Raw genomic sequence first — 17,748 nt, 5'->3', positions numbered from 1 at the left:
TCAGTTAGCCACCGTGAACCGCTTTTGCACGTGGCGTGGTGTCTCCAGTTCGTCCGCCATTGCCACGGCCAGGTCGGCCACGCTGATGCTGCCAGGCTGGTCGCCGTTCATCAGCGGGGCTTCGTCGCCCAGTCGGTACTGGCCGGTGCGCTCGCCGGGCTGCAGCAGGATGGGGGGCGAGAGGAAGGTCCAGTCCAGCGTGTTTTCGGTGCGAATCCAGTTCAGCGCCTCGCGCGCGGCCAGAGCGCCCTGCTTCCATTCGGCGGGGAACTGAGGGGTGTCCACCAGCTGCACGCCGGGCGCCACAAACAGGCTGCCTGCGCCGCCTACCACCAGCAGTCGGCGCACACCGGCGGCCTTGGTGCCGTCGATGATGGCGCGCGTGCCCTTGAGGAACTGGTCGTGAATGTCTGGCACCGTCCAGCCAGGGTTGTAAGCGCTGACCACCGCGTCGTGGTCAGCGACCGCCTTGGCCACCTGGGTGGCGTCCTGCGCGTCGGCGGCGACCACCGTGAGGCCTTCGCGGGGGGTGAGCTTGCCAGGGTTGCGGGCCAGCACGGTCACGCGGTGACCACGTTGCAGCAGTTCATTCAGCACGGCCGAGCCGACAAAACCGGTGGCACCAATCAGGGCGATGTTCATACGGTGTCCTTGGGGTCAAAGTTGCGATGCAGTGAGAATAGGAGCTTGTCAAATCAGGCGGTAGAGGGCTAAAACAGCCTTTTCTTTGAAGCCTCACTTCACAATCAACTCCTTACCACTCCCGTTGCCTCCTGATGGAAGACCTCAAACGCATGGCCGTGTTTGCCGCCGTGGTGCAGCACGGCTCGATGAGCGGCGCCGCCCGCGCCCTGGGCATGAGCACCTCGGCGGTGAGTCAGCAGGTGCGCAAGCTCGAAAGCGATGGCGGCGTGACGCTGCTGCACCGCTCCACGCGCAAGCTGGCGCTGACCGAGGCAGGCCAGCGGTACCACGCGCGCTGCGCTGCCATGTGGGCTGCGGCGGAGCAAGCGCGCGCCGAACTGGCGGCCTCGCGCGATGCGCCCAGCGGCGAGTTGCGAATGTCGGCCACCGTAGGTTTTGCGCGGCACATTGCGCCCGCCCTGGGCGACCTGCTGGCCGCGCACCCGACGCTGCGCCTGCGGCTGCTGGTGGACGACTCCACCATTGATCTCATCAACGCCCGCATCGATCTGGCCGTGCGCTACGGGCGCCTGGCGGATTCGACCTGGGCGGCTCGGCGCCTGGGGGGCATGAGTTGGTACCTGTGCGCATCGCCCGACTGGGTGGCCGCACATGGCATGCCCCAGCACCCGGACGCGCTGCTGTCCCACAGCTGGCTGGGCTTTGCGCGAGAGGGGGGTGGGCTGCTCATCGACGTGCGCAGCCCCACCGGCGAACCCCGCGCGCTGCGGGTGGAGCCGCGCATTGCCAGCAACAACCAGCTGTCGATCCAGCAGATGTGCGAGGCAGGACTGGGGCTGGCCCTGGTGGGCAGCATGGATTCTCACGATGCGCTGCAGGCCGGGCGACTGGCTCGGCTGCTGCCGGAGTGGTCGTTTGGCACGCTGGACGTCTGGGCCGTCACGCCCCAACGCGATGCACAGCCCGCCAAGGTGCGCCAGGCCATCGCGGCGCTGCATGCGTATCTGCGGCAGGTACCGGGCATTTCGGATTGATAACCGAGGCCTGCCAGCACCCGTGTGCAGTCTTTTTGACGCCCGCACGGGAGGGAGCCTGGCACGGCGCACCGCAACGGCGCAGCCACGCCAACTTGCTGCAGTGCAATATTCGGGTATTGCCTGAAGATTTAGCCCACTGCACACGGCGTTTGGGTCCTAGAATTTGTAAAGGCGCGTATCTCCATTACCTACCGCGCGAAGGACCCAACATGACAGCCATCCAGCAGGACATCGACGAGCGGACCAACCTCACCAGCACCAACAAGTTCGAACTGCTGCTATTTCGCTTGGGCACCGATAGCGCGCTGGGCAAATCGGAGCTGTTTGGCATCAATGTGTTCAAGATCCGCGAGATCGTGGCCATGCCGAGCATCACGCCGATCGCGGGCACCACAGCCCATTCGCTGGGCGTGGTCAACCTGCGCGGGCAGGTGATCCCGGTGCTGGACCTGCCCTCCATCGTGGGCTGCAAGCCCCAGACGGGCCTCAACATCATGCTGGTGACCGAGTACGCGCGCACCACCCAGGCGTTTGCGGTCGAGTCGGTGGAAGACATCGTGCGACTGGACTGGAAGCAGGTGCTGTCGGCCGAGACCAGCGGCGCCGCGGGCAAGCTGGTGACCAGCATTGCCCGCCTGGACGGTAATACCGATGAGTCCCGCCTTGCCCAGGTGCTGGACGTGGAAGCCATCCTGCAGATGATCTCGCCCTCGGACGGCCAGGAGGTCACCGAGGAGAAGGTGGGCGCGAAACTCAAGCTCAAGCCCGGCTGCATCATCCTGGCGGCCGACGATTCGTTCGTGGCCCGCTCGCTGATCGAACAAGAGCTCAAGGTGCTCAATGCCCCGTATGAAATGGTGAAGTCCGGCAAGGAGGCCTGGGACCGGCTCAACGCAATCGCCAGGAGTGCGGCGGCCGAAGGCAAGACCGTGCTCGACCGCGTGGCCATGGTGCTGACCGACCTGGAAATGCCCGAGATGGACGGATTCACGCTGACACGCAACATCAAGCAGGACGCCCGCTTTCATGGGTTGCCTGTGGTCATCCACTCGTCGCTGTCGGGCTCGGCCAACGAAGACCATGTGCGCAGCGTGGGGGCAGACGGCTATGTGGCCAAGTTTGTGGCGGAAGACCTGGCCGAAACGATCCGCAACGTCCTGCCCAAGTAAACCTGCGCGCGGCCAACCCGAGGGGCCCTGCGCGCCCCGACGCGGTGCACGGGCCTGGCAGAATTTTCGGACCCAAACAGCAGATAGCGCCATCAGCACATGGCTTGACTGCTATCGTTTTTGATGTATTCACGTCACATCCACTCCGGCTGACACGGGTTGTTACGGCGGCAAGCGGCACCTGCACCGGCGCAAAGTCAACCAAATGGCACGCCCGCGCGCTAAAGTGGTTGGTACCCCTGTGCCAGCCCTCCGAAATTTGTAACGCTCCACCGGAGCGCTTTTCAAGGGCTTTACGGACAAGGCGGAACGCGCCCAGTCGGCCGGAGTCTGATCACCATGACCTACACCATCACCCGCATCCTTTCCGCCACCGTCCTGGGAGCCCTGGTGACAGGGTGTGCCACCGTGCCGGGCGACCCGTACTACGACACTCCTCGTTACCCTGTGTACGAGCAGCCAGGCTACATCTACGGAGCCCCACAGCCGGCGTACCAGGCACCGCCCGTGTACCGTGCGCCCGGCGTGATCTATTCGGCCCCGCCGCCCGCCGTCTATTACGGTGGACGTGACCGCGACGACAACCGCTGGGACAACGACCGCAACCGCAATGACTGGCGCGAAAGAGAGCGTGAACGCGACCGCGCAGAGCGTGACCGGGCCGCCCGCGAACGCGACCGCCGCGATCAGCAAGCCCGCGAAGCCGACCGCCGCGCCCGCGAGCAAGACCAAGCCCGCCGCGAACAGGCCGAACGTGACCGCCGCGCTGCCGAAGACCGCCGCAACCGCGAGAACCGCCCCGGCCGGCTGGCGCCCGACAGCTACACCCCGAGCCCATACGATTGGCGCTCGCGCCAACAGTCCAACAGCCAGGAAAAACCTTGATGGCCTGGCGTTGAACCCGCTGCCCCCCACCACCTCCTCGTCACCATGAAGCCACGTAAACACTCCCTCATCGCTGGTCTGTGCGTGGTCTTCCTGGGTGCCCTGGCTCCCTGGGGAGCCCAGGCGCAAGTGATACGCTGCACCGACGCCGCCACAGGCAAGGTCACCTATACCGACGGCAAGTGCGCCAGCGGCGCCGCTGAGCGCGAGGTGGAGGCCCGTAAAACCCCGCAGGAGATCCAGCAGGAACGCGAAGAAGCCGCCGAAGCACTGGCCCGCAAACAGCAGCGCCTGCAGGCCGAGGCAACTGCCGCAGAGACCGAATCACGGCGCAACGCACCGCGGGACCACACGGCCCCGGCCAAAGCCACCGACTATGCGCGCTCTCCAGAATGCGCCCGCTCACGGCGGAACCTGGACGTGGTGCTGAGCAGCGCTACGGGCGGAGGCTACGAGCAAAACCTGCGGGTGGAGGCAGCACAGCGCCAGGTCGATCTGGACTGTCTGGGCCCCCAGGGCTATGCGGAGGTGGAGAAATCCCGTCCCCGGTCAAACACCACGGCGCCCGTGGTGGTCGTGCCCCCTCCGTACTACCCCGTGCGGCCCACGCCGGTGCAGCCACCGGCGCCTACCCCTGCCCCCAAAAAATTCACGCAGTGCAACGTGTTTCGCTGCTACGACGCCCAAGGCAACAGCTACCCCCGCTGATCTGGCGCCCGTTGCCGGCAGCATGAGAAAAGTTCGAAGTTCTTGCGCGGCTTCTCAGGCCCGCAAACCTTCGGCCACACTGGGATAACGCAACCGCAGCCCCAGCTCGCGCAGCATGCGCTGATTGTCCAGCCGGCGTGATTCGCTCATGAAGCTCAGCAGCATCAGCGACAGCTGCTCCTGCGCCGTGCTGCGCGGCACACGCGGCGGGCGCGGCAGGCCGTACAGGTCGGCCGCCAGGTCGAAGTAGTCCCCCATCTTCATCTGCGTGGAGTCACTCACGTTGTAGGCGCGCTGCGGGCGCCCTTTCCATACCGCGGCCATGCACGCCCGCGCCAGGTCGTCGGCATGGATGTGGTTGGTGAACACATCGTCTTCGGTCACCAGTACCGGAGTGCCCCGGCGCAAGCGCGCCTCCGGGGTGCCCCCCTCTCGGTCGGGCGCGTAGATGCCCGGAATGCGCAGCACGGAGGCCCGCACGCCGGCACGGCCCAGGTGGCGCACAGCCCGCTCGGCATTCACACGGCGCTGGGCACGCGGCGTACCGGGGGCCACGGAGCGCGTCTCAGCCACCAGGGCACCCTGGCAGTCGCCATACACTCCACTGGTGGACGCATAGGCCAATGACGCTGGCAGGCTGCGCAGCCGCAGTGCGCGGGTCAACGCCACGGTGCGCGGGTCGCGCCACCAGGCATCCCCTCCCGCGCCTTCCCCGGGCGGGGGCGCCAGATGCAGCACCCGCGTGGCCAGACCAGACAGCCTGCGCAGCGTGGCCGCATCGTCCAGATTGCCCACCAGAGGCCGGGCCCCTTGTGCCCGAAGCTCCGCCACCCGCCCGGCACTGGAGGTCAGTGCCAGCACCTGCATGCGCCCGGCCCCGGGGCCGGTCTGCACATTGCGCAGCACCCGTTGACCTACATCACCACAGCCGACGATGAGCAGACGTTCGCGGCGAAAGCGGGCCGGCAGGGCGCCAAGGGGGTTTTGGTTTGAAGGCAAAATCGGGGCCGTCCGTTGACTACTAGAGCCCCCGAGGATACCCACTCCATGACCAGCGCTGAGTCCGTTTTCCAGATCACCGTGCAGCCCAGCGGCCGCGCTTTCAGTGCCAATGCGGGCGAAGCCATCCTGGCCGCAGCCATCCGCAGCGGCGTGGGCCTGCCCTATGGCTGCAAGGACGGCGCCTGTGGCTCGTGCAAATGCAAAAAAATCAGCGGGACCGTCCAGCACGGCGCCCACCAGTCCAAGGCCCTCACGGCCGATGAAGAAGCGGCAGGCCTGGTGCTCACCTGCTGCGCCCAGCCGCTGTCCGATGTGGTGCTTGAATCCCGCCAGGTCACCGACGAAAGCGCCTACCCCGTCAAGAAGATGCCGGTGCGCGTGGCGTCGCTCGAAAAGAAGTCGCACGACGTGATGCAGGTGCGCTTGCAGTTGCCTGCAGCAGACAGCTTCCGCTACCACGCGGGCCAGTACATTGAATTCATCCTGCGCGACGGTGCCCGCCGTGCCTACTCGATGGCCAACGCACCGCACACCCAGGCCGAGACGCCGGGCGTGGAGCTGCACATCCGGCACATGGCGGGCGGCAAGTTCACAGACCACGTGTTCGGCGCGATGAAAGAAAAGGAAATCCTGCGCGTCGAAGGCCCGTTCGGCAGCTTTTTCCTGCGCGAAGATTCGGACAAGCCCATCGTGCTGCTGGCATCCGGCACCGGCTTTGCCCCCATCAAGGCGCTGATTGAGCACCTGCAGTTCAAGGGCATGACCCGCCCCACCGTGCTGTACTGGGGAGGCCGCCGCCCCGACGACCTGTACCTGGACGACTGGGCCAAGGCCCGCGTGGCGGAGCTGCCATGGCTGCGTTATGTGCCGGTCATTTCCAACGCCCTGCCCGAAGACGGCTGGACCGGCCGTACCGGCTTCGTGCACCAGGCGGTGCTGGACGACTTTGCGGATCTTTCGGGCCACCAAGTCTATGCCTGCGGTGCGCCCATCGTGGTCGAATCCGCCCGCGCTGCCTACAGCGCTCAACGCGGCCTGCCGCCCGAGGAATTCTTTGCCGACGCGTTCACGTCAGAAGCCGACAAGCACGGCGGCTGACCCGGCACATCCACGACACGAGCCACCCCACTGACCGTGCGCCCAGCGCCCGCCCAGCCCACCCCGCAGGGCGCGCCGCAGCGCTGGCCCCAGGCGCGGCGCGCGGGCTTCATTGCCACGCTGCTGTGCCTGGCGGCGCTGCTGGTGTGGGGTGCGGGTGAATGGGCTGAACAGAGCGAACGCGATGCCCAGTGGGACAACCTGCGCCGCCTTGGCGAGGTGCAAGCCCTGGCGCTGCGCGGCGTGGCCACGCGCTACAACTATCTGCCCTTCACGGCCGCGCAGCACCCGCTGGTGCGGCAACTGCTGCGCCAACCTGCATCGCAGGCTGTGCGCGACGCTGCCAACGCCTACCTGCAGGCGGTGAACCAGCATGCGGGCTCTGACATGCTGTACGTGATGGACCCGCAGGGCCTCACGCTCGCGTCCAGCAACTGGGACACCCCCAACAGCTTTGTCCACCAGAACTACGGCAACCGCCCGTACTTTCGCGACGCCCTCGCGGGCCAGACGGGCCGCTTTTATGGCGTGGGCAAAACCACGGGCGAGCCCGGCCTGTTTGTCTCCGCCCCGGTGGTCGAGGCGGGCCGTGTGATCGGCGTGGTGGCGGTCAAGGTGCGCATGGAGCCCATCTCAGACCCCTGGGCCCAGCTGCGTGACCCGGTGTTCGTGAAGGACGAGCAGGGCATTGTGTTTCTGGGCTCCGTGCCCGACTGGCTCTACCGCACCAGCCGCCCCTTGCCCACACCGCTGGTACAGCAGCTGCAGCACAACGAACAGTACGGCACGGGCTGGACCCCGCGCGCCGTGCCCTGGACCCTGCGCCCCCAGGACGACTCGCCCGGGGCCGAACTGCGCCTGGACGGCCCGGGCGGCAAGCGGTATCTGGCCTTTGAGGAGAAGCTGCCCGATCTGGGCTGGACCCTCACCGTTACCGCCGACAGCCGCGTGGTGGCATTGGCACGGCAGCAGGCCTGGGCGCTGGCCACACTGGCCTCGGGTCTGCTGGTGCTGGGCGCGCTCTACTGGCAACTGCGCGAGCGGCGGCTGGCAGAGACACGCCTGGCCCGCATCGAACTGGAGCAGCGCGTGCAGGAGCGCACCCACGCGCTACAGCAAGCCCAGGCGTTTCGCCAGTCGATGGAAGACTCGCTGCTGGTGGGCATGCGTGCCCGCGACTTGGAAGGCCGCATCGTCTACGTCAACGCCGCCATGTGCGACATGGTGGGCTACCGGGCCGATGAACTCATCGGCCAACGGCCGCCCTATCCCTACTGGCACCCTGACGAGCTGGACCGCCACTGGAACGACAGCGACACCGTGCTGGCTGGCAACGCGTTTCCCCAGGGGCGGGAAAACCGCCTGAGGCACCGCGATGGTTCGGACGTGTACACCATGTTCTACACCACGCGCCTTATCGACGGCAGCGGGCAGCACATCGGCTGGATGAGTTCGGTGGTCAACATCACCGCGCAAAAGCGGGCCGAGGAACAGCAGCAGCAGCGCGAGACCCAGCTGCAGCGGGTGCAGCGCGTCATCACGGTGGGCGAGATGGCCTCCACGCTGGCGCACGAACTGAACCAGCCGCTCGCCGCCCTGGTCAACTACGCAGCGGCTGCACGTGCGCTGGCCGCGCAGGGCAAGACGGGACCTCTGAACGACAGCCTGGAGGCCTTGTCGGCCCAGGCGCTGCGTGCCGCCGACATCGTGGGCCGCATCCGCCGCTGGGTGCGCCAGCACCCCGAGAGCCGCGAGCCCTGCGACCTGTCGGCCATCGTGGAGCAGTCATTGGAGCTGCTGCTGCGCGCCGAAGCGCGCCGGCAGGGGATTCCTGTGCGCGTCGATCAGGCCGATACCCCATTGAAGGTGAGCGCCGACCGCGTGCTGCTCGAACAGGTGGTGATCAACCTGGGCCTGAACGCCCTGCAGGCTATGCAGACGCACCAGCCCCCGCCCGAAGGGCACGAACTGCGGCTGCGCCTGGCAGCAGACCACGGCCACGCGCTGGTGCAGGTGCTCGACCGGGGCCCGGGCCTGCCGCCCGGCATCGCAGAGCGCCTGTTCGAACCATTCTTCACCACACGCTCCGACGGACTGGGCCTGGGCCTCAACATCTGCCGATCCATCATTGAGAGCATGGGTGGCCAGCTGCAGGCCCACAACCGCGAGGGCGGCGGCGCAGTCTTCGAGATCCGCCTGCCGCTCGCCAACGCCCCTGAGAATGCCGCCGCACCATGACCTACGACACCCTCCCCACCGCCGCCGAGTCGCCCGATGACACCGTGGTCTACATCGTGGACGACGACGAAGGCGTGCGCCAATCGCTGGCGACCCTGCTGCTGGCACGCGGATACACGGTGCGCTCCTTTAAGGGCGGTGAGGCCTTTCTGGCTCAAGCCGCCCTGGACCAGTCCGGTTGCGTGCTGCTGGACCTGCGCATGGAGGGCCTGAGCGGGCTGCAGGTGTTCCACGAACTCGGCCAGCGCCACAGCGCGCTCAAGACCGTTTTCCTGTCGGCCCATGGCGAACTGTCCTCCGCCGTCGCGGCAGTCAAGCAGGGCGCGGTGGACTGGCTCGAAAAGCCGTGCAACGAAGCCACCTTGCTGGCCGCTGTCGAGAAAGCCTCGACGCTGTCGAAGGCGCAGGCACAGCAGGCGCAGCGGCAGCACTTGCTGCGGGAGCGCTGGAGCGCCCTGAGCCCACGCCAGCAAGAGGTGGCCCAACTGCTGGGCACGGGCCTCAGCAGCAAAGAAGTGGCCCGCGCATTGGCCCAGCGAGACCCGGAGCGCCCCATCGACCCGCGCACCGTGGACACGCACCGGTCCGCCATCTTCCTGAAGCTCGACATCCGCTCGTCGCACGAACTGGGCATGCTGGTAGAAGACCTGGGTGTGACGCTCGGCGCACCCCGTTCCGCATGAACGTCGCCGCCTGACCATCACCGCCTCAGGGCTTCATAAGCTTTCTTACGAATTTTTTGCACAATGGCACCCATGAACCGCAGAAACATCCTCCTCGCCAGTGCCGTTGCCGCCGCAACGGTGTTTTCTCCCTCCATCGCTTCGGCGCAGGATGCCGGCCAGCCCATCCGCCTGATCGTGCCGTATGCACCTGGCGGCCCCATCGATGTGACGGCCCGCGCGCTGGCCGAGCGCGTGCGCGATTCGCTGGGCACGGTCATCATCGACAACAAGGGCGGCGCAGGCGGCAACATTGGCGCCGACGCCATTGCCAAGGCAGCACCCGACGGTCTGACGATTGGTATCGCAGCCACCGCCACCCATGCGGTCAACCCCTGGCTGTATGCCCGCATGCCCTACGACGCAGGCAAGGACTTCGCCGGCATCACGCAGATGGTGCGCGTGCCCAACGTGCTGGTCATGAACGCCGCCAAGGCCGAGCAGCTCAAGATCCACACCGTGGCCGACCTGATTGCCTACGCCAAGGCCAACCCCGCCAAGCTGAACTACGGCAGCGGCGGCAACGGCAGCGCGGGCCACCTGGCCGGTGAAATGTTCAAGCAGCGCGCTGGCATTTATGCCCTGCACATCCCCTACCGGGGCGCCAACCCGGCCCAGCTGGCGCTACTGGCGGGCGAGGTGGACTTCAACATCGACAACTTGGCCGCCGCTGCGCCCAATATCCGCGCGGGCAAGCTCAAGGCGCTGGCCGTGACCTCGCTCGACGCCTCGGCCTCGCTGCCGGGCGTGCCGCCCCTGTCTGCCACGTTCAAGGGCTTCTCCATCGACACCTGGTGGGGCCTGGTGGCGCCTGCCGCCACGCCCAAGCCCATCATCGACAAGCTGAACAAGGCCTTTGTGGCGGCGCTGAATGCGCCCGAGACCAAGACCCGCTTTGCCGCCCTGCTGGCCGAACCCGTGGCCACCACGCCGCAGCAGTTCGACAGCTTCATGGCCAGCGAACGTGCCAAGTACCAGCAGGTGGTGAAGGCGTCCGGGGCCAAGGTGGATTAAGAAGCGGGGCGATGGATGTACCGTGGTACCGTGTCGCGGTATCGCCCTCGCCTCGCGGGGCGGCATGGACGCTGCCCTTCATTGCGCTGACAGTCACGCCAAAATTTGCCCCATCGGCGCAAGACGCACGCGCGCAGCATGGAGAGTGTCCTCAAAAGCTTCTGCGCCAAGAACCTCAAGCTCTGCCTGCCGAGCCGCTGTCAGCAAATCATGCTCGCCTGGTGAAAGCAGCCCGGCATGGCACATCAGCAGATCGCCATGGCGAGCCGCATGCAGCCATGCATCGAGCCGGGCGCGGTACTGAGCAGCATCTCCACGGAAGTCATAGACACCCAGCAACCGCGCGTTTTGCCGCAGCCCCTGATGCTGCGCAAGTGCCGATAGCGCCCGTGCACCCAACCACGCAATGACGTGGCTCTTGAACCGAGTGCGCGCATCAAGATGTGCCGCTCCTTGCGGTGCATGCGTCGCGCGCAACCACAGCCCACCCGAGGGATATCTGTCGGCAAGTTCTTGCAGCAGCACATTGCGTACCTGCGGCAACTGATGCACGTGTTGATGCCCATCCACATAGGCGGGAGCGCAGCCCAGAGCCGCTTCAAAAGCGTCCAGTTGACTCGCTACCTCTGCACGCAGAGCTGCTGGGCCCAGTTGGTGCAGGTAAGCCTGCGCAATCAGGTGACCCAAGGGCCGGCGGCTTGCGGGGTTGATCGGACACTCTGTGAGGTCCAGGTGCAACCCTATTTCTACGCTACCTGTGCGTGCTACCTCAAACAAGCCCCGCGCGCCTTCTATCCACGCCGCGCCGCCCACCATGGCAGACACAGCCTGCACACGCCCCTGTCGCGCCAGGGCGAATACAGCCTCATTGATACCTTGGTGTAAACCAAAGTCGTCCACGCAAATGCTGATGCTGCGCCAACTGCTAAGCTGGTGTGCCCCACCATGATCCAAAACCGGCCACCCCATCTCCTGCGATTTGCCAACAAGCAGCGCGGCCGCATCGGCTGGTTTGTGGTGGTCGGATGCGTCGCCGCTGCTGTGCATTGGGGCGTCGCCACCGGCATGGTGGCGTTCGCGCATTGGGCGCCACTGCAGGCAAACGTCGTGGGCTGGATCGTCGCACTGACGGTGTCGTTCACCGGTCACCACCAGCTCAGCTTTCGCGGTCATGGTGCCTCCGTGGGCAGCGCTGGGTTGCGCTTCCTGTGTATTTCGGGTGGAGGCTTTCTCGTCAACGAACTCGCCTATGCATTGCTGTTGCGGTGGACCTCGGCGCGCTACGACCTGCTGCTGGCCTGCGTGTTGGTCTCGGTGGCCGGAGCGACCTACTTGCTCAGCCGCCATTGGGCGTTCCTGCGCAGCGCAGAGCGCTGAGCTGTGCGGGCTGGCGCACATCGACGCGCCACAGGGTTTCCCCACGCAAGGTGAGCACCGCTTCTGCTTGCGCCAGAAAATCGTAGCGCTTGCGCAATGCCTCAGACGCTACCACCCAGCTGACCGGCTGGCGGCAAAGCGCCGCAGGCAGCGCTACTGGCGTCATCAGCAACTGTTCTGCGCGCTGGCGAGAGAATCCGCCTGCATCCGACATCTCCTTGCGCCAGTTATCGCGCAATGCAATTTCTGGATCATCCCAATCATCAACCACCACCACAGGGTCTTGCAGACGCGCATAGAACGGTACGTCGTAGTGATAGCTCCGAATGAAATACACGGGCTCGCCGTCAGCCCGGTACTCGCGCAGAGCAAGCCCAAGGTTGCGGGTGGAATGGCGTTGATCCCACACCAACCCTGCCACCACACCCAGCCCCAACACTGCACTGAACGCGAGAGTGGCCCACCACCAGCGCTGGCGTGAAGCTCCCGTGGCTGATGCCCCGCTGGCGTCGGCCATCAGCCACGCCAAGGGAGCAACGGCAGGGAAGATATAGCCTAGCAACTTGGATTGCGGCATTGAAAAGAACAACACCACGCAAAACACCGCCAGCCCCATCAACTGGCGCACTGCGGCATGCTGAGGCGATACCGCAGCTATCCCCACAAAGTACCTCTGCGTCAGCAAGCTGCGGCTCCACAGCAGACAAGGCAAACTCATCAGCGCCAAAACCACGGGGTAAAACCATGCAGGTTGTACGTTGTTGAACCCGCCGGCTGCAAAGCGCTGGAAATGCTGCACCACAAAAAAATAGTGCAGGAAGCCATCGAAACGCTGCTGCATGGCAAGAAACCAGGGGGCTGCCCCCAGCAAAAACAGCATCGCCCCCGTTGGGGACATGAGCGCCCAGACCGTGCGCCAGCGTCTGCGCAACACCAGCCAGAAGCCCACCACCATGGCAGGTATCACAAAGCCGATCAGCCCCTTGGCCAAAACGCCCAAGGCGGACAGGCCATAGGCCAGCAGCAAGGCCCTGCGGTAAGCAAGCCCTTGCTCAAAACACAAGGCTGCATGGGCCAACGCCAGGATCGTGGCGGTGATACAGCCGGCTACCAGCATGTCAAGGTTGGCGAACTGCCCGCCCACAAAAAACAGAGGCTGAGCCAAGAGCACCCACAAGGCACGCCGTGCCGATGCCAAACCACACCAGTGCCTTGTGAAGAGGTACAAAGACAATGCGCCCAAGGTCGCTCCAGCAATGGATGCCGCACGGGCGGCAATCTCTGTCAATCCTCCCACCGACAACGCTGCGCCAGTGATCCAATAAAACAGGGGTGGCTTGTGGAAGAAGGGCAAGCCGTTGAGCGTCGGTGTCAGCCAATCACCAGAACGCAGCATCTCCCAGGCCACCGAGACATACCGCCCCTCGTCGGGCAGCATCAAGGGACGCGCCCATGCAGTGGCAGCCAGCCAAAAAAGAATCAACGCGGCGACAAGCACTCCATCACGCAGTCCGCCCGAACGCTTCCAATCATTCATGGAACGCCCCCAAACCACGACCCAAATCGGACTCCACGACATACAACGGCCGTCGCTTCACTTCCTCGTAGATGCGCCCCACATACTCACCGACCACACCCAGGGAAACCAACTGGATACCGGCAAACAGCATCAGACTCACAACAATGGTGGTCCAGCCACTCACGTCGTGGCCGTACAGGAAGTAGGTGACCGTGAGGTACGCACCATAGCCAAACGCCAGCAGCGCCAACACAAAACCCAGCGCAATCACCGCACGCAGTGGCCACACGGTGAAAGCCGTCAAACCATCCAACGCCAACCGGATCATGCGGATCGGACTGAAATGACTGTGTCCGTGAACCCTGGCATCAGGCACATAGGGTATTGCCACTGCCTCAAATCCCACCCAGGCGTACAAACCCTTCATGAACCGATTGCGCTCCGGTAGCGCCAGCAGTGCATCCACCACCTTGCGATCCATCAAGCGGAAATCCCCTGCGCCGGGCGGCACCTCAAACCGGTCTGCTCCATTGATCAGGCGGTAAAACCAGCGTACCCCCAAGCGCTTGAAGGCACTCTCGGTCTCGCGGTGCTTGCGCACTGCGTACACCACGTCGGCCCCGGCGCGCCAGTGGCGCACGAAGCTATCCAGCAAGGCAGGGGGATGCTGAAGGTCCGCATCCATCGTCGCCACCACGTCGCCCGCAGCGACCTGCAGACCGGCCGTGAGCGCAGCTTCTTTGCCAAAGTTGCGCGACAGCCGCACCCCCCGCACGCCAGGCTGGAGCGTCCATTCCCGCAGGCGCTCGGCGGTGCCGTCCGAGCTACCGTCATCGACCAGCACGATCTCCCACCGCGGGGCCAACCTGGCCAGCGCTTCGCACACCAACGGCAGCAGGCGCTCCAGATTTTCGGCTTCGTTGTAGCATGGGATCACGCAGCTGATGGACTGCAGGGTGCGCAGTTCACCGGAACGGTCAGCGACGGCGCTGTAGGCAACGGGTTGTTCGGCCGCTCGGTCAACGAGCGCGACGACTTCCTTTGCAATCAACGGGTGATTCACGCAACATTCTCCGCCCGTAGAAAAAGGGCAAGCAATGAATGTGTCTGCCGCCACTTAACTGCGCATTAAGAGCGGCGTCAAAACTCAGTGAACGGCTTCCGCTGTTCCTGGTCAAGCGCACGTTGCAGTCGACTTGAATAAGGACTCTGAGGCCCGAAAACTGCGCCCCGAGCATTTGTCCAGCAGCGTGAGCGGAAAAGCCCCTTGCGCTCAGTTCCGACATGAACAGGACAGGGAAAGCTCTAAACGGCCACTCTGGATGCGCAACGAATGAGCTTGCTTAGGGCACCTGGCGAAATTGTCCCGCGTACCTTGATCAATCAGGAGAATCTACCCAATCGGCCTTTGCAATGCAGCGAATGGACTGGTCTGCCACCCCGGACAAGGCGGACGCCGCCACCCGATCCGGCACCAGGTCGGCCAGGGGGCGCAACACAAACGCACGCTCGGCCATGCGGGGGTGGGGCACGGTGAGTGCGGGGGTGTCCATCACACAGTCGCCAAACCACAGGATGTCCAGATCCAGCGTGCGCGGGGCGTTGCGGTAGGGGCGCTCGCGGCCCGCGGCTTGTTCGATGGATTGCAATGCCTGCAGCAGGGCCTCGGGCGCGAGGGTGGTGGTTGCTTCGGCCACAGCATTCAGGTAGTCCGGGCCACCGGCATCGACCGGCGCGCTGCCGTAGAGGGGCGATACACGCAGAAGCTGCGTCCCGGGCAACCGGCCGATGGCGGCCAAGGCCGCGCGCAGGGTGGCTTCCCGGTCCCCCAGGTTGGCGCCCAGGCCGATAAATACGGAAACCGCAGGGGTTGCCCGCGGGGCGCCACCCTCGGCATCGCTCATCACCGGATGCGCCGGCTCAGCCACGGTCAAGGCAGCTCTCGGTAACGTCACTCGCCCGCAGTGGCGGGGGCGGCGCCTTCGCCACCACCCGGCTTGCGACGGCGGCGGCGGCGCTTCTTGGGGGCAGCACCGTCTGAGGGGAATTCGGTGTCGCCGTCCGCGGGCCCAGCATCCGACCCAGCAGCGACCGGCGCCGAGCCATCGGCACGGGGCACACGGCGCGGATCGGCCGCGGGTGCGGCGCGGGGTACGCGCTTGACCACAGGCTGCACTTTCTGGCGCGCCTTCTGCTCTTCCTTGGCCTGGTCCATCAGGTCATCACGGCGCTCGTCGTCGGCGGCCTGGAAGTCCTGCCACCACTCGGCCAGCGCTTCTTCCACCTCGCCCACATCGGCACGCAGACGCATGAAGTCGAACCCGGCCCTGAAGCGCGGCTGCATCACCATGCCGAACGGCGTATTGCCCACGCGCTTTTCAAAGCGCGGCTGCATGACCCAGATCTCGCGCATGTCGGCTGCGAGCTTGCCCCGGCCCGACACGTCGCCGATGCGCTTGTCGAACACCTCGTCGATGGCCTCCTGCAGCGCGGGCAGCGGGTGCTGGCGCTGGTTCAGGCGCTCCTGCCAGCCATTGCGCACGTCTTCCCACAGCACGCAGGCCAGCAAGAAGCTGGGGGCCACGGGCTTGCCTTCGTTCACGCGGCGGTCGGTGTCCACCAGAGCGGCTTTGACGAACGGGGTGTCGGCACGCTCCACCGCCACATCGAGCAACGGGTAAATGCCCTTGGCCATGCCCAGCTTGCGCAGTTGCTCGATGGTGGCAATGGCGTGGCCCGTCTGCAGCAGCTTGAGCATTTCGTCAAACATGCGGCTCTGGGGCACCTCGGCCAGCAGTGCCTGCGACTGCACCAGGGGCGCTGCCGACTTGGCGTCGATGCTGAACCCCAGCGGGCTGAGCTTGGCGGCAAAGCGCACCGCGCGGATGATGCGCACCGGGTCTTCGCGGTAGCGTGTGGCGGGGTCACCAATCATGCGCAGCGTCTTCTTCTTGGCGTCCTGCAAACCCTTGTGGTAGTCCACCACGACCTGGCTCACCGGGTCGTAGTACATGGCGTTCACGGTGAAGTCGCGGCGCGTCGCATCTTCGTCCTGCGGGCCCCAGACGTTGTCACGCAGCACGCGGCCGCTGGCGTCCACGGCATGCTGCATGCTGGACAGCTGCGCCTTGCTGGTCTTTTCGTTGCCCGCCACCTGGCCCGCGGCGGCGTTGTCGAGGTAGGCACGGAAGGTCGAGACCTCGATCACCTCGTGCTCACGCCCCCGGCCGTGCACCACGTGCACGATGCGAAAGCGCTTGCCGATGATGAAGGCGCGGCGGAACAGGCCCTTGACCTGCTCGGGCGTGGCGTTGGTGGCCACGTCGAAGTCCTTGGGGCGCAGGCCCAGCAGCAGGTCGCGCACGGCGCCGCCCACGATGTAGGCCTCGAAGCCCGCGTCCTTGAGCGTCTGCACCACCTCGGCGGCACGGCGGTCCACCAGATCGGGGTTGATGCCGTGCACCGAGGCCGGCACCTCTTCGCGCTTGCCGAAGTGGGGCTTGCCGCCCGAGGCTCCAGGCGTCGATTTGCCCAGCAGTTTGTCGATGAACTTCTTGATCATGGGTAGGGAGGTATCAGGGGGTCGGGCGCTGGGCGCAGGTGTCAGGAGGCATCCTGGCCTGTGGGGGCCGCGAACAGGTCCAGTATGCGCCAGCCGCGCTCCTGGGCGAGGGCGCGCAGGCGTGGGTCGGGATTGGTGGCGACCGGGTGGTTCACCTTTTCCAGCAGGGGCACGTCGTTCATGGAGTCGCTGTAGAACGTGCTCTCCACATCGGCCCAGCTGAGCTGCCGCTCGGCCAGCCATTGTTCCATGCGGCGCACCTTGCCTTCGCGCATGGTGGGGATACCGTCGATCTCGCCGGTGTACCAGCCACTGGCATCGCGCACCAGCTGCACGGCCAGCAGCTGCGGCACACCCAGTGCCTGGGCGATGGGCGTGGTCACGAACTCGTTGGTGGCGGTGACGATCAGCACCTCGTCGCCCGCCGCCTGGTGCTGGCGGATCAGTTCGAGCGCCTGGGGTTTGATGGCCGGGCTGATGACCTCGCGCATGAATTGCTGGTGCGCCACCGCTGCGGCCTCGGGCCCACGCAGGCGCACGGCCTCGGTGGCAAAGCGCACGTAGTCGTGGACGTCGAGCGTGCCGGCCTGGTAATGGGCATAGAACTCGTCGTTGCGGCGCGCGAACTCCACCGGGTCGTTCCAGCCGATGCGGATGGTGAACTCGCCCCACTCGTAGTCGGAGTCGAGCGGCAGTAGCGTGTGGTCCAGGTCAAACAGCGCAAGCCGCAGGCGGCGAGGTTCAGAAGTCATTCAAAGTCACAAAAAGGCAA

The 17,748-nt window shown here is 65.7% G+C and carries 17 protein-coding genes; 9 read left to right on the top strand and 8 right to left on the bottom strand.

All coding sequences use genetic code 11. From position 1 onward, the window contains the following. Nucleotides 1-642, bottom strand: coding sequence for an NAD(P)-dependent oxidoreductase (locus tag C8C99_RS02685; RefSeq protein WP_056639548.1), 642 nt, complete (start codon nucleotides 640-642; stop codon nucleotides 1-3). Between the two features lie 134 nt (nucleotides 643-776). On the opposite strand from C8C99_RS02685, the gene C8C99_RS02680 reads away from it, so the two are divergent. The 4 genes from C8C99_RS02680 (at nucleotide 777) to C8C99_RS02665 (ending at nucleotide 4,444) form a co-directional block, all read left to right on the top strand. Next, a complete protein-coding gene (locus tag C8C99_RS02680) occupies nucleotides 777-1,679 on the top strand; it encodes a LysR family transcriptional regulator (protein ID WP_056639550.1) in 903 nt (300 codons plus the stop codon). Nucleotides 1,680-1,891: 212 nt separating this feature from the next. Next, nucleotides 1,892-2,851, top strand: a complete 960-nt coding sequence (locus C8C99_RS02675) for a chemotaxis protein (protein WP_056639552.1) — start codon at nucleotides 1,892-1,894, stop codon at nucleotides 2,849-2,851. Nucleotides 2,852-3,190: 339 nt separating this feature from the next. Then, on the top strand, nucleotides 3,191-3,736 hold the full coding sequence (locus tag C8C99_RS02670) for a hypothetical protein (protein WP_108624886.1): 546 nt from the start codon (nucleotides 3,191-3,193) through the stop codon (nucleotides 3,734-3,736). Between the two features lie 45 nt (nucleotides 3,737-3,781). Beyond that, nucleotides 3,782-4,444, top strand: a complete 663-nt coding sequence (locus C8C99_RS02665) for a DUF4124 domain-containing protein (protein WP_056639556.1) — start codon at nucleotides 3,782-3,784, stop codon at nucleotides 4,442-4,444. A 54-nt stretch (nucleotides 4,445-4,498) separates the two neighbouring features. Here C8C99_RS02665 and C8C99_RS02660 read toward each other — a convergent pair whose 3' ends face one another. Beyond that, a complete protein-coding gene (locus tag C8C99_RS02660) occupies nucleotides 4,499-5,443 on the bottom strand; it encodes an NAD-dependent epimerase/dehydratase family protein (protein ID WP_108624885.1) in 945 nt (314 codons plus the stop codon). Between the two features lie 48 nt (nucleotides 5,444-5,491). On the opposite strand from C8C99_RS02660, the gene C8C99_RS02655 reads away from it, so the two are divergent. The 4 genes from C8C99_RS02655 (at nucleotide 5,492) to C8C99_RS02640 (ending at nucleotide 10,518) form a co-directional block, all read left to right on the top strand. Continuing rightward, nucleotides 5,492-6,544 (top strand): CDP-6-deoxy-delta-3,4-glucoseen reductase, encoded by a 1,053-nt coding sequence (locus C8C99_RS02655; protein WP_108624884.1) that lies wholly within the window; start codon nucleotides 5,492-5,494, stop codon nucleotides 6,542-6,544. A 36-nt stretch (nucleotides 6,545-6,580) separates the two neighbouring features. Then, entirely contained in the window at nucleotides 6,581-8,782 is a 2,202-nt protein-coding gene (locus C8C99_RS02650; protein ID WP_108624883.1) for an ATP-binding protein, read from the top strand. Then, a complete protein-coding gene (locus tag C8C99_RS02645) occupies nucleotides 8,779-9,465 on the top strand; it encodes a response regulator transcription factor (protein WP_108624882.1) in 687 nt (228 codons plus the stop codon). Before C8C99_RS02650 ends, C8C99_RS02645 begins: the two co-directional genes overlap by 4 nt. A 72-nt stretch (nucleotides 9,466-9,537) precedes the next feature. Then, complete coding sequence (locus C8C99_RS02640; protein WP_056639564.1) at nucleotides 9,538-10,518, top strand: tripartite tricarboxylate transporter substrate binding protein; 981 nt, start codon at nucleotides 9,538-9,540, stop codon at nucleotides 10,516-10,518. Between the two features lie 93 nt (nucleotides 10,519-10,611). Here C8C99_RS02640 and C8C99_RS02635 read toward each other — a convergent pair whose 3' ends face one another. After that, nucleotides 10,612-11,487 (bottom strand): ChbG/HpnK family deacetylase, encoded by an 876-nt coding sequence (locus C8C99_RS02635; RefSeq protein ID WP_108627013.1) that lies wholly within the window; start codon nucleotides 11,485-11,487, stop codon nucleotides 10,612-10,614. Here C8C99_RS02635 and C8C99_RS02630 point away from each other — a divergent pair. Then, the gene (locus tag C8C99_RS02630) at nucleotides 11,464-11,895 is read left to right on the top strand and encodes a GtrA family protein (RefSeq protein ID WP_108624881.1); all 432 of its coding nucleotides are present in this window, start codon (nucleotides 11,464-11,466) and stop codon (nucleotides 11,893-11,895) included. The two genes, C8C99_RS02635 and C8C99_RS02630, sit on opposite strands and share 24 nt — an antisense overlap. On the opposite strand, the gene C8C99_RS02625 is transcribed toward C8C99_RS02630, so the two are convergent. The 5 genes from C8C99_RS02625 to C8C99_RS02605 form a co-directional block, all read right to left on the bottom strand. Further along, nucleotides 11,855-13,432: a glycosyltransferase family 39 protein gene (locus C8C99_RS02625; RefSeq protein ID WP_108624880.1), complete on the bottom strand. Its 1,578-nt coding sequence runs from the start codon at nucleotides 13,430-13,432 to the stop codon at nucleotides 11,855-11,857. The genes C8C99_RS02630 and C8C99_RS02625 overlap by 41 nt on opposite strands. Next, complete coding sequence (locus C8C99_RS02620) at nucleotides 13,425-14,378, bottom strand: glycosyltransferase family 2 protein (protein ID WP_108627012.1); 954 nt, start codon at nucleotides 14,376-14,378, stop codon at nucleotides 13,425-13,427. The genes C8C99_RS02625 and C8C99_RS02620 overlap by 8 nt, the downstream gene beginning before the upstream one ends. 415 nt (nucleotides 14,379-14,793) lie before the next feature. Beyond that, complete coding sequence (gene folK / locus C8C99_RS02615; protein WP_056639571.1) at nucleotides 14,794-15,318, bottom strand: 2-amino-4-hydroxy-6-hydroxymethyldihydropteridine diphosphokinase; 525 nt, start codon at nucleotides 15,316-15,318, stop codon at nucleotides 14,794-14,796. 47 nt (nucleotides 15,319-15,365) lie between these two features. Then, nucleotides 15,366-16,976, bottom strand: a complete 1,611-nt coding sequence (gene pcnB / locus C8C99_RS02610; protein WP_108624879.1) for a polynucleotide adenylyltransferase PcnB — start codon at nucleotides 16,974-16,976, stop codon at nucleotides 15,366-15,368. A 41-nt stretch (nucleotides 16,977-17,017) separates the two neighbouring features. After that, the gene (locus C8C99_RS02605; RefSeq protein WP_108624878.1) at nucleotides 17,018-17,728 is read right to left on the bottom strand and encodes an HAD family phosphatase; all 711 of its coding nucleotides are present in this window, start codon (nucleotides 17,726-17,728) and stop codon (nucleotides 17,018-17,020) included. Nucleotides 17,729-17,748 lie beyond the last annotated feature (20 nt).

It is taken from the genome of Acidovorax sp. 107, from assembly GCF_003058055.1.
Classification (GTDB): Bacteria; Pseudomonadota; Gammaproteobacteria; order Burkholderiales; family Burkholderiaceae_C; genus Acidovorax.
The sequence above is the reverse complement of the archived record's forward strand: the minus strand, read 5'-3'. Positions and strand labels throughout refer to the sequence as shown.

Bases quoted from the DNA above. Each gene is read 5' to 3' on its own strand.
- C8C99_RS02680 (WP_056639550.1), top strand. From the start codon at position 777: ATGGAAGACCTCAAACGCATGGCCGTGTTTGCCGCCGTGGTGCAGCAC.
- C8C99_RS02685 (WP_056639548.1), bottom strand. From the start codon at position 642: ATGAACATCGCCCTGATTGGTGCCACCGGTTTTGTCGGCTCGGCCGTG.
- C8C99_RS02675 (WP_056639552.1), top strand. From the start codon at position 1,892: ATGACAGCCATCCAGCAGGACATCGACGAGCGGACCAACCTCACCAGC.
- C8C99_RS02635 (WP_108627013.1), bottom strand. From the start codon at position 11,487: ATGGGGTGGCCGGTTTTGGATCATGGTGGGGCACACCAGCTTAGCAGT.
- C8C99_RS02645 (WP_108624882.1), top strand. From the start codon at position 8,779: ATGACCTACGACACCCTCCCCACCGCCGCCGAGTCGCCCGATGACACC.
- C8C99_RS02670 (WP_108624886.1), top strand. From the start codon at position 3,191: ATGACCTACACCATCACCCGCATCCTTTCCGCCACCGTCCTGGGAGCC.
- C8C99_RS02640 (WP_056639564.1), top strand. From the start codon at position 9,538: ATGAACCGCAGAAACATCCTCCTCGCCAGTGCCGTTGCCGCCGCAACG.
- C8C99_RS02665 (WP_056639556.1), top strand. From the start codon at position 3,782: ATGAAGCCACGTAAACACTCCCTCATCGCTGGTCTGTGCGTGGTCTTC.
- C8C99_RS02630 (WP_108624881.1), top strand. From the start codon at position 11,464: ATGATCCAAAACCGGCCACCCCATCTCCTGCGATTTGCCAACAAGCAG.
- C8C99_RS02605 (WP_108624878.1), bottom strand. From the start codon at position 17,728: ATGACTTCTGAACCTCGCCGCCTGCGGCTTGCGCTGTTTGACCTGGAC.
- C8C99_RS02625 (WP_108624880.1), bottom strand. From the start codon at position 13,432: ATGAATGATTGGAAGCGTTCGGGCGGACTGCGTGATGGAGTGCTTGTC.
- pcnB (WP_108624879.1), bottom strand. From the start codon at position 16,976: ATGATCAAGAAGTTCATCGACAAACTGCTGGGCAAATCGACGCCTGGA.
- folK (WP_056639571.1), bottom strand. From the start codon at position 15,318: ATGAGCGATGCCGAGGGTGGCGCCCCGCGGGCAACCCCTGCGGTTTCC.
- C8C99_RS02655 (WP_108624884.1), top strand. From the start codon at position 5,492: ATGACCAGCGCTGAGTCCGTTTTCCAGATCACCGTGCAGCCCAGCGGC.